Annotated in this window: 15 protein-coding genes; 12 read left to right on the forward strand and 3 right to left on the reverse strand. The window is 59.3% G+C overall.

The features are described from left to right. Positions 1-103 precede the first annotated feature (103 nt). Genes AC2TAD_RS03665 through arsC form a run of 4 tightly spaced genes read left to right on the forward strand, consistent with a single transcriptional unit; the run spans position 104 to position 2,263 of the window. The gene (locus AC2TAD_RS03665; RefSeq protein ID WP_480866010.1) at positions 104-442 is read left to right on the forward strand and encodes a DUF952 domain-containing protein; all 339 of its coding nucleotides are present in this window, start codon (positions 104-106) and stop codon (positions 440-442) included. Continuing rightward, entirely contained in the window at positions 439-870 is a 432-nt protein-coding gene (locus tag AC2TAD_RS03670; RefSeq protein ID WP_480866011.1) for a DUF1330 domain-containing protein, read from the forward strand. The genes AC2TAD_RS03665 and AC2TAD_RS03670 overlap by 4 nt, the downstream gene beginning before the upstream one ends. Next, positions 867-1,925: a quinone-dependent dihydroorotate dehydrogenase gene (locus tag AC2TAD_RS03675; RefSeq protein WP_480866013.1), complete on the forward strand. Its 1,059-nt coding sequence runs from the start codon at positions 867-869 to the stop codon at positions 1,923-1,925. The genes AC2TAD_RS03670 and AC2TAD_RS03675 overlap by 4 nt, the downstream gene beginning before the upstream one ends. Then, a complete protein-coding gene (gene arsC, locus AC2TAD_RS03680) occupies positions 1,922-2,263 on the forward strand; it encodes an arsenate reductase (glutaredoxin) (RefSeq protein ID WP_170752315.1) in 342 nt (113 codons plus the stop codon). The genes AC2TAD_RS03675 and arsC overlap by 4 nt, the downstream gene beginning before the upstream one ends. Here arsC and AC2TAD_RS03685 read toward each other — a convergent pair. The 3 genes from AC2TAD_RS03685 to AC2TAD_RS03695 are packed head-to-tail and all read right to left on the reverse strand — an operon-like array spanning position 2,260 to position 4,520. After that, positions 2,260-3,576, reverse strand: a complete 1,317-nt coding sequence (locus AC2TAD_RS03685) for an MATE family efflux transporter (RefSeq protein WP_480866015.1) — start codon at positions 3,574-3,576, stop codon at positions 2,260-2,262. The two genes, arsC and AC2TAD_RS03685, sit on opposite strands and share 4 nt — an antisense overlap. A gap of 6 nt (positions 3,577-3,582) precedes the next feature. Further along, positions 3,583-4,101: a PaaI family thioesterase gene (locus tag AC2TAD_RS03690; RefSeq protein ID WP_480494534.1), complete on the reverse strand. Its 519-nt coding sequence runs from the start codon at positions 4,099-4,101 to the stop codon at positions 3,583-3,585. Then, positions 4,101-4,520, reverse strand: a complete 420-nt coding sequence (locus AC2TAD_RS03695; RefSeq protein ID WP_170354702.1) for a PaaI family thioesterase — start codon at positions 4,518-4,520, stop codon at positions 4,101-4,103. Before AC2TAD_RS03695 ends, AC2TAD_RS03690 begins: the two co-directional genes overlap by 1 nt. 113 nt (positions 4,521-4,633) lie before the next feature. Between AC2TAD_RS03695 and AC2TAD_RS03700 the strand changes: the two genes are divergently transcribed. From AC2TAD_RS03700 to AC2TAD_RS03735, 8 genes are all read left to right on the forward strand, one after another. Next, positions 4,634-5,002: a MerR family transcriptional regulator gene (locus AC2TAD_RS03700; RefSeq protein WP_170354703.1), complete on the forward strand. Its 369-nt coding sequence runs from the start codon at positions 4,634-4,636 to the stop codon at positions 5,000-5,002. A 295-nt stretch (positions 5,003-5,297) separates the two neighbouring features. After that, positions 5,298-5,699 carry a MerR family transcriptional regulator gene (locus tag AC2TAD_RS03705; RefSeq protein ID WP_480866017.1) on the forward strand — a complete coding sequence of 134 codons (402 nt, stop codon included), beginning with the start codon at positions 5,298-5,300 and terminating at the stop codon, positions 5,697-5,699. Positions 5,700-5,749: 50 nt separating this feature from the next. After that, positions 5,750-7,531: an acyl-CoA dehydrogenase C-terminal domain-containing protein gene (locus tag AC2TAD_RS03710; protein WP_170752307.1), complete on the forward strand. Its 1,782-nt coding sequence runs from the start codon at positions 5,750-5,752 to the stop codon at positions 7,529-7,531. A 53-nt stretch (positions 7,532-7,584) separates the two neighbouring features. Next, positions 7,585-7,797 carry a hypothetical protein gene (locus tag AC2TAD_RS03715; protein ID WP_170354706.1) on the forward strand — a complete coding sequence of 71 codons (213 nt, stop codon included), beginning with the start codon at positions 7,585-7,587 and terminating at the stop codon, positions 7,795-7,797. Positions 7,798-7,876: 79 nt separating this feature from the next. After that, a complete protein-coding gene (locus AC2TAD_RS03720; protein ID WP_480866019.1) occupies positions 7,877-8,515 on the forward strand; it encodes a glutathione S-transferase family protein in 639 nt (212 codons plus the stop codon). A 10-nt stretch (positions 8,516-8,525) separates the two neighbouring features. Continuing rightward, a complete protein-coding gene (locus tag AC2TAD_RS03725; protein WP_170354708.1) occupies positions 8,526-9,737 on the forward strand; it encodes an acetyl-CoA C-acetyltransferase in 1,212 nt (403 codons plus the stop codon). Next, the gene (locus AC2TAD_RS03730) at positions 9,737-10,222 is read left to right on the forward strand and encodes a cupin domain-containing protein (RefSeq protein ID WP_170354709.1); all 486 of its coding nucleotides are present in this window, start codon (positions 9,737-9,739) and stop codon (positions 10,220-10,222) included. Before AC2TAD_RS03725 ends, AC2TAD_RS03730 begins: the two co-directional genes overlap by 1 nt. After that, complete coding sequence (locus tag AC2TAD_RS03735; protein ID WP_480866021.1) at positions 10,219-12,420, forward strand: 3-hydroxyacyl-CoA dehydrogenase NAD-binding domain-containing protein; 2,202 nt, start codon at positions 10,219-10,221, stop codon at positions 12,418-12,420. The genes AC2TAD_RS03730 and AC2TAD_RS03735 overlap by 4 nt, the downstream gene beginning before the upstream one ends. Positions 12,421-12,472 lie beyond the last annotated feature (52 nt).

Here is a 12,472-nt window from a genome sequence, read left to right on the forward strand (position 1 = left end):
AACTCCCAATTGTTATTTGTCGTGATCGTGCGCCGTGCCGCGCAAAGAGTCAAAGGGGGAAATCCAGCTTGATTCTACCCGCCGTGCGAGGCATCACGGCCCCATGCTGATTTACAAGATTTTCCGGGCCGACGAATGGGCCGCTTTGCAGTCCGATGGGGCAACGGACGGTGCTCCGATTGATGTCGCAGACGGCTATGTCCATTTCTCGACGGCCGAGCAAGCAGCCGAGACAGCGGCCAAGCATTTCGCCGGGATCGACGGTCTGACCCTGTTGGCCTGCGACGCCGGCGCGATGGGTGACGACCTGAAATGGGAGGTCTCGCGCGGGGGCGCGCTGTTCCCGCATCTCTACCGACAGATCAGGATGACGGATGTGCGTTGGGCCAAGCCTTTGCCTTTTGACGGGCAGGCCCACCAGTTCCCCGAGGAGATGGAATGACCCGCTACGTCGACCCCGAGCGCGCTCAGTTCGAGGCGTTCAAGAATCTGGACCGTGATCATCCGATCGAGATGCTCAATCTGGTGAAATTCCGCGTCAAGGCCGCGTACCCGGATGACCACGATCTGGCCGATGCCGGTCTGACCGGCGCGCAGGCCTATCGCAACTACGGGAGCGAAACCGCCCCGATCATCGCTCGTATCGGCGCGCATATTCTATGGAGCGGCGCGTTTCAAACAACCCTGATCGGCCCGCAGGACGAGGTTTGGGACGCAGTCTTTATCGCCCGCTACCCCACCGCCCATGCGTTCATGGAAATGGTCACGGACCCGGATTACCAAAAAGCGGTCGTGCATCGTCAGGCGGCGGTGGACACGTCGCGCCTGATCCGTTGCGCTCCGACCCAAAGCAGAGAGAGCTTCGGATGAAACTGACCGAGAAACTGGGCCTTGCCGCCCTGCACCGGATGGATCCGGAAGCCGCGCATGGGATGTCGATAAAGGCGTTGAAAGCGGGCCTTGCCCCTGCGCCCGGTCCTGTGACCTCGTCCCGATTGCGCACGCAGGTGGCTGGGCTTGACCTGCCCAACCCGGTCGGGCTGGCCGCTGGGTTCGACAAGAACGGCGAGGTTCTGACACCCCTGTCTCGCGTGGGCTTCGGGTTTATCGAGGTCGGCGCCGTGACCCCGCGCCCGCAGCCCGGCAACCCCAAACCCCGCCTGTTTCGCCTGAGCGAAGACAAGGCCGCCATCAACCGCTTTGGCTTCAACAACGAAGGCATGGAGGTCATGGCCCAACGTCTGGCGGATCGTCCCAAAGACGCGGTGATCGGCCTGAACTTGGGTGCAAACAAGGACAGCGACGACCGCCCCGGCGATTTTGCCAAGGTGCTGGCCCATTGCGCGGCACATCTGGATTTTGCGACGGTCAATGTTTCGTCCCCCAATACCGAGAAACTGCGCGACCTGCAGGGCAAGGCCGCGCTAAGCGCGTTGCTGGCTGGGGTGATCGAGACCCGCGATGCTCTACCGCGCATCCTGCCTGTGTTCCTGAAGATCGCCCCCGATCTGACCGAAGACGAGCTGCAGGATATTGCCGAGGTCGCTCGGGAAACCGGCGTGGATGCGGTGATCGCCACCAATACCACCCTGTCCCGCGACGGTCTGCGCAGTGTTCACAAGGATCAAGCCGGAGGTCTGTCCGGAGCACCTCTGTTCGACAAATCCACCCGCGTATTGGCGAGATTGAGCCAGTTGACCGACGGCCAGATCCCCCTGATCGGTGTTGGCGGGATCAGTACGGCGGAACAGGCCTATGCCAAGATTTGCGCCGGAGCCTATGCCGTGCAGTTCTACACGGCGATGGTTTATGGCGGCATTTCACTGGCCGCGGAGATCGCGCAAGGGTTGGACAAACTTCTGGCGCGCGACGGGTTCGACACGGTCGCACAGGCTATGGGCAGCAAACGTGAGGACTGGCTATGATCGAATATTGGCACAACCCCCGCTGTTCCAAATCCCGCGCAGGGCTGGCGTTGCTTGAGGAAAAAGGCGCGCAGGTCGAGGTGCGGAAATACCTTGAAGACGCGCCCTCGGCGGATGAGTTGCGCGCAACACTGGCCCTTTTGAACGTACCCGCCATCGACATGATGCGAACGGGCGAGAAACAGTTCAAGGAACTCGGGCTGACCAAAACCACGTCAGAGGACGCATTGATCGCGGCCATGGCGAAACACCCGATCCTGATCGAGCGTCCTCTGGCGATCAATGGCGACAAGGCCGCCATCGGCCGCCCGCCCGAGAACCTGCTGGACCTGCTTTAAGCGATCTGCGCCTCAAGCCGGGGATAGCGCCAGCCCAAGGTCAATCCCCGCGCGATGTTCAGAACCATCAACGCGGCCCAAAGGCCGTGATTGCCCAGAGTCGGCACCAGTACGAACAGGGCAACCACGTAGATTGCAACCGACTGGATCATCGCGTTGCGCATATCCCGCGTCCAGGTTGCCCCGATATAGATGCCGTCGAACATCCAGCTAGCCACTCCGATCACCGGGGCCAGCGCCGCCCAGATCAGGTATTCTCGCGCGGCCAGACGGACCTCGGGAGAGGTAGACATAAGGTCGATCAGCGCAGGCCCGGCAAGGTAGAATACCGCGCCCAGCGCGAAAGCACCCCCTACCCCCCACTGCGACGCGATGACCGAAGCCCGCCGCACCTGATACCGGTCCCGCGCCCCCACCGCGCCGCCGACCAGTGCCTCGGCTGAAAAGGCAAAGCCGTCCAGCGCAAAGGCGGTGATCTCAAGAAACTGCAGAAGGACCTGATTGGCCGCCAGATTGACGTCGCCCAGATCCGAGCCCACGAACAGAAAGGTGGTGAAAGAGCCCGTCAACAGGACCGACCGGATCATGATATCTGTATTCACCTGAACCATCCGACGCAGGCGAGCCGAATCGAAAATCCGAGGCCAATCGCGCCATTGACGACCCGAAAACGCGCTGCGGCACAGCCATAGACCCAACGCCAGACCGGTCCACTCGGCGATGAGAGTCGCAACAGCCACACCTTCGACACCCCATCCCAGCCCAAGAACGAACCATAGGTCCAACAGAATGTTCAGCCCGTTCATCCAGATCTGAAGAAGGAACACGCCACGGGTGCGCTCGATAGCAATCAACCAGCCGGTCACGGCATAAAGCGCAATCGTCGCGGGCGCACCCCAGATACGAATTTCAAGGTATGCGCGAGTCAGGGACTCGACCTCGGGACTGGCCGGGGACAGCGCGAAGGCCCCCCAGAACACCCACACTTGCGTAACGATAAAGACAAGACCCGCCGCACCGCCCAGAAGCAGGCCGCGCATCAACAGCGCTCCGGTCTCGGCCGTGTCGCCCGCCCCGCGCGCCTGCGCTGCAAGGCCGGTGGTCCCCATGCGCAAAAACCCGAAGATCCAATAGATCGCAGACAGGATGACAGCACCCATGCCGACGGCTCCGATGGGTGCCGCCTGCCCCATCTGACCCACAACGCCGGTATCGACCGCGCCCAAAATCGGAACGGTTGCGTTTGACAACACGATAGGAAGGGCAATCTTCAGCACCCGTCCATGCGTTATAGGTGCCGAAGCGTCCTGCATGGTGTTCTAGCTATCCTTGGCCTTAGGTTGCGGCATCAGGAAATGCCCCGATGCCTGCGCATAGGGACGCGCGTGGTTGTCCTGCCACGCTTCGACCCTAACCGATGCATAACGCCGCCCCGATCGGCTGACAAAAGCACGGGCATAGGCGTCGCGTGGCAAACCCGATCGCAAATAGTCGACCGTGAAGTCGACCGTTTTTGGAAACCGGATCGACTCGTCCTTGACGATTGCATCGGCGTCCAATTCACCGCTTTCGATACTGGGCAGGAAGTACTCCCAACTCAGCGTGATGACGGCCGTCACTTCGAGAAAAGCGGCAGTGACCCCGCCGTGCAGGGCTGGAAGCAGGGGATTTCCGATCAACTTTTCGTCAAAATTCAGCACTCCGGTCAGCTCGTCCCCGCGCCGGTCGAAGGCAATATTGAGGAACCGGATGTAGGGGACACCATCGACGATCGCGTTCAGTGCCGCATCGCGCCTGTGCTTGACCACCTGCATGGGTTCGGGACGTTGCCGCGCCATCACAAACCCTCCACCGTGAAAGACCCCGAGGCTGTGGCAACAGGCAACTCCTGATCCTCGTCCATCGCGGTCGCGCGCACAAAGGCGACATTGCGGGTCAAGTGGTAGCACGTAGCGTGGGTCGTGATGCTCTGACCCGGCGTCGCAGCCCTCATATAGTCTATTCTCAGGTCAATCGTAGCCGTACCGCCGGGGGCGGCAGGATGGCTCATGACGGCGGCTCCGCAGCACGTATCTAGTACTGCAAAAACCGCACCTCCGTGAATGACGCCAGTGCGCGGATCGCCGACCAGTTCGGCATTATACGGCATCGTTATTTCAGCCTCGCCATTCCCGATTTTGTTCAGCTTCATACCCAACGCGCGAGCATGCGGAATCGCTTCGATGAACTGGCGCGCGATAGCGGCTTTGTCGACCATCTGCTTGTGTCCTCTTGATTTATCCCTTTATGAGCGTGTGACCCGCAAAAGAGCAAGCCCGCCTGTTGCGCTTGAAGCCGACAGGTCATAGGCTGCCGCAGAGGAGATCAGGAATGTCCGACGACCGTTTGTCATTCAAAGAGATGTGTGCCGAGTTCGATGTGACCCCGCGCACCCTGCGTTACTATGAATATATCGAGCTTTTGCAGCCTGATCGTGAAGGCCGCTCGCGGTTTTACGGTCCGCGCGAATGTGCGCGTATGACGTTGATCATGCGGGGGCGCAAATACGGGTTCCCTCTGGAAGACATCCGGCAGTGGTTGCTGATCTATGAAGATCAGGGGAATCAGGCGCAGATGAAGACGTTTGTCGAAATGGCTGACCTTCAACTGATCGAGCTGAATTCACAGAAACAACAGCTTGACGATGCGATCGACGCCTTGAAACAGATGCGCGATCAGACCGCGAAATCCCTGAACTGATCGCGGCCACCCAGCCCTTCGATATAGTGCTATTCCTTTCGACCCTGCTGTCGCGCTGTTGACTGGCAGGGTTATTTTGTTGCGCCTCCACGCCCCAATCTGGTTGTTTCCGACACTATTCGTGACGTGACGTTACGACCGCCCAGCCTCAAATCCACTTGACGCAAACGGAAGTTACGTCAACTTATTTGTGACGTAGCGTTTGGATTACGCGAACGCCATCTCCGTGTTGTAAGTGGCGCACAAACTGCGCAACTGAACCACATCAACGCCAGTGAACAAGAGTGCTGAAGCCATGACCGAAGATCTGATGACCATTCGTGAAATGTGCGAGACTTATGATGTCACGCCGCGAACTTTGCGGTTTTACGAGGCCAAGGAACTGCTGTTCCCGAGCCGTGAAGGACAGAAACGTCTGTTCACCAAACGTGACCGCGCCCGTCTGAAACTGATCCTGCGCGGTAAGCGTTTTGGGTTCAGCCTCGAGGAAATCCGGCAGTTGCTGGACCTTTATCATGTGGGTGATCAGCAGATGACCCAGATGACCCGCACATTTGAGATCGCCCGTGAACGCTTAGCCGACATGGAAGCACGCCGGGAAGAACTGACCCAGGCGATCGACGATCTGAAAGAACAGTTGCGTTGGGGCGAGAAAGTGATCGCCTCGATGAAAAACGACAAAAAGGCCGCCGAGTAAATCCCGGCGGTCCCAATCACCGGACATTCGAATTTTAAAGGGAGCTTCAAATGCCCGTCTACAACGCGCCAACCAAAGACATGCAATTCATCCTGCACGAAGTGCTGAACGTATCGGGATCGGACATTCCCGGTTACGACGAACTGGACGCGGATTTCACCGCTGCCGTGCTGGAAGAAGCAGGCAAGATTTCATCAAACGTTCTGCATCCGCTGAACGTGGTTGGCGATACTGAAGGCGTTCGCCACGAAAATGGTGTCGTTTACACCCCTACAGGGTTCAAAGACGCTTTCGAGCAAGTCAAAGAAGGTGGCTGGACCGGTCTGGACATGCCCGAAGAGTTCGGCGGCCAGAACATGCCCTACGTGATCGGCAGTGCGGTGGGTGAGATGTTCTCATCCTCGAACCAGGCGTTCACCATGTATCAGGGCCTGACCCATGGCGCGGCCTCGGCCATTCTGGCCCACGGCACCGACGAGCAGAAAGCGACCTACCTGCCCAACATGGTCAGCTGCGAGTGGACCGGCACCATGAACCTGACCGAACCGCATTGCGGCACCGATCTGGGCCTGATGCGCACCAAAGCTGAACCGCAGGACGATGGCAGCTATAAGGTGTCGGGTCAGAAGATCTTTATCTCGGCCGGTGACCACGACATGGCCGACAATATCATCCATCTGGTTCTGGCCAAAATCCCCGGCGGCCCCGAGGGCATCAAGGGCGTATCGCTGTTCATCGTGCCCAAGTTCATCGTCAACGAAGACGGCTCGCTGGGCGAACGCAACGGCGTTTCGGTCGGCAAAGTCGAAGAGAAAATGGGCATCCACGGCAACTCGACCTGTGTGATGAACTATGACGAAGCCACCGGCTTCCTGCTGGGCGACCTGCACAAAGGTATGCGTGCCATGTTCACCATGATGAACGAAGCGCGTCTGGGTGTAGGTATGCAGGGTCTGGCACAGGCCGAGGCTGCCTATCAGAACGCGGTAGAATATGCCAAGGACCGCCTGCAGGGTCGTGATGTAACCGGCGCCAAGAACCCCGATGGTCCGGCCGATCCGCTGATAGTCCACCCCGACATCCGCCGCAGCCTGATGGATCAGAAAAGCTTTACCGAAGGCGCGCGTGCGTTTGCCCTGTGGGGTGCCACGATGATCGACAAGGCGCATCGCTCGCATGACAAGGATGCGGACGGCCTGATCTCGCTGCTGACGCCGGTCATCAAGGGTTTCCTGACCGATGAAGGCTATGACATGACCGTCAAGGCACAGCAGGTGTACGGCGGCCACGGTTATATCGAGGAATGGGGCATGTCGCAGTATACCCGCGACGCCCGCATCGCGATGATCTACGAAGGTGCAAACGGCGTTCAGGCGCTGGACCTTGTGGGTCGTAAGCTGGCCACGGATGGCGGCAAGCACGTGATGGCCTTCTTCGAGATGGTCAAGAATTTCTGCAAGGAAAACGGTGGCCAGAACGAAGCGCTGGACAAGGCGTTCATCGAACCGCTCAAGGCGGCCTCGAAGGATCTGCAGGCAGCTGGCATGTACTTCATGCAGAACGGCGCCAAGAACCCCAACCACGCGCTGGCCGGTTCGAACGACTTCATGCACATGTTCGGCCATGTCTGCCTGGGCCTGATGTGGGCACAAATGGCAAAAGCGGCTTATGCAGCCCTTGACGGCGGCACCTCGGATACCGAGTTCTACGAGACCAAGATTGCCACCGGTCAGTTCTACATGGCCCGTCGCCTGCCGGCTACTGCGCTGCACCTTGCACGCATTCAGACCGGTGCCGACACCGTCATGGCGCTCGAGGCGGCAAGCTTCTGATCTGAAACCGGCTGCGGGGCTGTTCCCGCAGCCGGGTTTTCGAAAGGATAGACATGCCGAAACGTTTTCGACTGACCCGCCGTTTCCCGGTTGCCATGACCGAAGATGGATATCGCCGCCTCAGGGCCTTTTCCCGCGAGGCCGGTCTGGACGAAGGCGAAGCACTGTCTTTCCTGTTTGAAAACTTCAACAGCGTCATTCACGAGGAGAACCTGACGCACCGCTTGCGTATCTTCAATTCGGAACTCGAAGCGCGCAAACGTTAAAGAACCGCGACCGCCCGACAAAGGGCGGGCGAAAGCCAACGGCACCACTCGGTCGGGCATACGTCAAGGGAGGCTAAGGATGACCATCAAACTGCACTGTTTCAGCGTCAGCGGAAACTCTTACAAGGCTGCGCTGGCTTTGGAGATGTCCGGGTTGGACTGGGAGCCAATCGAAGTTGATTTCTTTAACGGCCAGACCCGCACACCGGAATACAGGGCGAATGTCAACGCGATGGGCGAAGCGCCCGTCTTGGTGGACGGTGATTTCAGCACCAGCCAGTCTGGTGCCATTCAAGCGTATGTGACCGAAAAGACCGGAAAGTTTGGTGGTAATTCTCACGCTGAGCGGTACGAAGTTCTGCGCTGGGTTTTGTGGGACAATCACAAGCTCAGCTCAGGAGCTGGAATGACACGATTTTTGATGAATTTCCTTCCCGCAGAGCATCGGAATGCTGACGTCATTGCCTTTAATCAGGGCCGTTTGAAGTCGGCCTATCAAATTCTGAACGCACATCTGGATGGCCGCGACTGGATCGTGGGCGACGGCGTGGCTAACGCCGATCTCAGCTGCTGCGGATACCTGTATTACCCCGAGCCCTTCGGTTTTGACCGTTCCGAATGGCCCAATATCGACAAATGGCTGACGCGGCTGTCTGAACAGCCGGGTTGGCAACACCCCTACGACCTGATGCCCGGCCAAGTGCCGGATCGAGCTTAAGGAGAGCATCATGACCGAAGCTTACATCTATGACGCCCTGCGCACACCGCGCGGAAAGGGCCGCAAGGATGGCAGCCTGCACGAGGTAACCTCGGTGCGACTGTCCGCCGTCGCCCTTAACGCAATGAAAGAGCGTAACAACCTGGAAGGCCACGCCGTTGAAGACGTGATCTGGGGCAACGTCACGCAGGTGATGGAACAGGGCGGCTGTCTGGCCCGTTCTGCAGTTCTGGCATCGGATTTGGATGAATCGATCCCCGGTCTGGCCATCAACCGCTTCTGCGCCTCGGGCATGGAAGCTGTGAACCTGGCCGCCAACCAGATCAAAGGCGGTGCCGGTGACGGCTACATCGCCGGCGGCGTCGAGATGATGGGCCGCGTGGCCATGGGGTCGGACGGTGCGGCGATTGCCGTTGATCCGTCGCTGGCGATGGACACGTATTTCGTGCCGCAGGGGATTTCCTCGGACATCATCGCGACCGAATACGGCTTCAGCCGCGATCAGGCAGACCAGCTGGCGATGGAGTCGCAGCGCCGCGCCGCGCAGGCGTGGGAAGAAGGCCGCTTTGCCAAGTCGATTGTCCCCGTCAAAGACCGCAACGGCCTGACCATTCTGGACCATGACGAATACATGCGCCCCGGCACCGACATGCAGAGCCTCGGCGGCCTGAACCCCGCCTTCCAGATGATGGGCGAGCAGATGCCGGGCTTCGACAAAGTCGCCCTGCTGAAATACCCGCACCTGGAAAAGATCAACCACATCCACCACGCGGGCAACAGCTCGGGCATCGTGGACGGGGCTGCGGCCGTTCTGATCGGCAACAAGGAATTCGGTGAAAAGCACGGCATCAAACCGCGCGCACGGATCAAGGCCACTGCCAAGATCGGTTTGGACCCGACCATCATGCTGACTGGCCCGGTTCCGGTGACCCAGAAAATCTTGGCCGACAACGGCATGCAGATTTCGGATTTAGACCTGTTCGAAGTGAACGAAGCCTTCGCTTCGGTCGTGTTGCGGTTCCAGCAAGCATTTGATGTGGACCCAGAGCTGGTTAACGTCAATGGCGGCTCGATTGCGATGGGTCACCCGCTGGGTGCAACTGGCGCGATGATCATCGGTACTCTGTTGGACGAGCTGGAGCGGCAGGACAAAGAAACCGGTCTGGCCACGCTCTGCATTGCGTCGGGCATGGGTGCCGCGACCATCATCGAGCGGGTCTGATGCCCAAGCTGGATCTCTCTCAGATCCCGTTTATTGGGGGATCGTCCTATCCTGGCAAGCTGGCCGAGGCGACCGCAGGTCGTTTCGTTCAGCGGCTGGGGGATGCGGGCGGTCTGACCCAATATGGGGTCAACATCGTGCGGTTGGAGCCTGCGGGGATGTCCTCGCTGCGGCACTACCACATGGAGCAGGACGAGTTCGCCATTGTGCTTTCCGGCATCTGCACCCTGATCGACGACGATGGTGAGCATGAGATGCAGCCCGGTGATTGTGCGGCCTGGCCCGCAGGTGAGCCCAACGGCCACCACCTTGTAAACAAAACCGATGCGCCCGCGACCTTTCTGGTGGTGGGCACGCGGACCCCGACCGAGACCGGCTTTTATAGCGATATCGACATGATGGTGAAGGACGACGCAGATGGCGAATCCTTCACCCGGAAAGACGGCAGCCCGCTGACGGCTGACCAGATTGGAGACGACGGATGACCGAGTTTACCCTGACCAAAGACGCCGACGGAGTCGGCACGATTACCTGGGATGTTCCCGGCAAATCAATGAACGTGATGTCCTTTGACGGACTGACGCAACTGGACGCCTGTATCGATCAGGCGCTGGCCGATGACGAGATCAAAGGCATCATCATCACCTCGGGCAAGAAGGGTTCCTTTGCCGGCGGCATGGACCTGAACCTGTTGGCCGTGATGAAGGAAGAGGCCGGTGACGATCCCGCCAAAGGCCTGTTCGAAGGCACGATGAAAATTCACGCCCTGCTGCGTAAGATTGAATTGGCAGGCATGGACTTCAAAACCAAGAAGGGCGGCAAGCCGATTGCAGCCGTTCTGCCCGGCACCGCCGCCGGGATCGGCATGGAACTGCCCCTGTCGACCCACCGCATCTTTGCCGGTGAAGATCCCAAAGCCAAATACGGCCTGCCGGAAATCATGGTCGGCATCTTCCCCGGCGCAGGCGGCACCACGCGCATGATCCGCAAGATGGGTACGATTGCTGCAGCGCCGCTGTTGCTGGAAGGCAAGATGCTGGACGTCAAAAAAGCCAAAGGTGCTGGCTATATCGACGAGATCGCCGCCGACCCCATGGCCGCCGCGAAAGAGTGGGTTCTGAACGCCAAGGAGACTGATCTGGTCAAACCTTGGGACGCCAAAGGGTACAAGATGCCCGGTGGTGCCCCCTACCACCCAGCCGGTTTCATGAACTTCGTCGGTGCCTCTGCGATGGTGCACGGCAAAACTCAGGGTGCTTACCCAGCAGCCAAAGCTTTGCTGAGCGCGGTTTATGAAGGCGCGCTGGTCGATTTCGACACCGCCCTGCGGATCGAGGCTCGCTGGTTCACCACTGTGCTGATGAACCCGTCATCAGGTGCAATGATCCGCTCGCTGTTCTTGAACAAAGAGGCACTGGACAAAGGCGCCGTGCGCCCTGCCGGAATCCCCGATCAGTCGGTCAGGAAAGTCGGTGTTCTGGGTGCAGGTATGATGGGGGCCGGTATCGCGCTGGTCTCGATCCAAGCCGGTATGGAGGTTGTCCTGATTGACCGCGATCAGGCTGCCGCGGACAAAGGGAAAGCGTATTCCGAGACCTATCTGGACAAGTCGGTCAAGCGGGGGAAGATCTCAGAAGACAAGAAAGACGTTATGCTGGGCCTGATCACTCCGACACCTGATCTGGAGAAGCTGAAAGGCTGCGATCTGATCATCGAAGCCGTATTCGAAGACCCCGCCATCAAAGCCGACATGACCAAAAAGGTCGAGGCGATTATCTCGGACGACTGCATCTTTGCCTCGAACACATCGACCCTGCCGATCACCGATTTGGCCAAGGCCAGCGTGCGTCCTGATCAGTTCATTGGTATCCACTTCTTCTCGCCGGTCGAGAAGATGCTGCTGGTCGAGATCATTAAGGGCAAGGAAACTGGTGATCGTGCGGTTGCCAAAGCGCTGGATTATGTGCGCCAGATCCGCAAAACGCCCATCGTGGTCAACGACGCGCGGTTCTTCTACTGCAACCGTTGCATCATCCCCTACCTGAACGAAGGCGCGCGTATGGTGACCGAAGGTGTCAGCCCCGTGCTGGTCGACAACGCCGCACGTCAGCTAGGCTTCCCGGTGGGACCAATTACCCTGACCGATGAAACCTCGATCGATCTGGGGGTCAAGATCGCCCGCGCCACCAAGGCCGCGATGGGCGATGCCTATCCGGCAAGCAGCGCCGACGATCTGATCTTCTGGATGGAAGAACAGGGGCGTCTGGGCCGCAAGTCCAAGGCCGGTTTCTTTGACTATGACGAAAAGGGCAAGCGTCAGGGATACTGGAAAGGTCTGCAGGACAAATTCCCGCTGGCCGAGGACCAGCCCGATCTGATCGAAGTTCAGGAACGCCTGATGTTCGCTCAGGTTCTGGAAGCCGTCCGTGCGCTGGAAGAAGGCGTAGTGGAAGACATCCGCGAGGCCGATGTTGGCGCGATCCTGGCTTGGGGCTTTGCGCCCTGGTCCGGTGGTCCGCTCAGCTGGGTTGACATCATCGGCGCACCTTATGCGGCCGAGCGTTGCGACCAACTGACGGCGAAATACGGTGATCGGTTCGCCTGCCCGCCGCTACTGCGCGAGATGGCCGAGAAAGGCCAGACCTTCTACGGCCGCTTCGACCCCGAAGCGAAAGCAGCCTGAACTAAAAAACTGGCGCATGTTCTGCATGCGCCAGTTTTCCTGTCTGCGGGTT

It is taken from the genome of Ruegeria sp. HKCCD7628 (assembly GCF_057221005.1).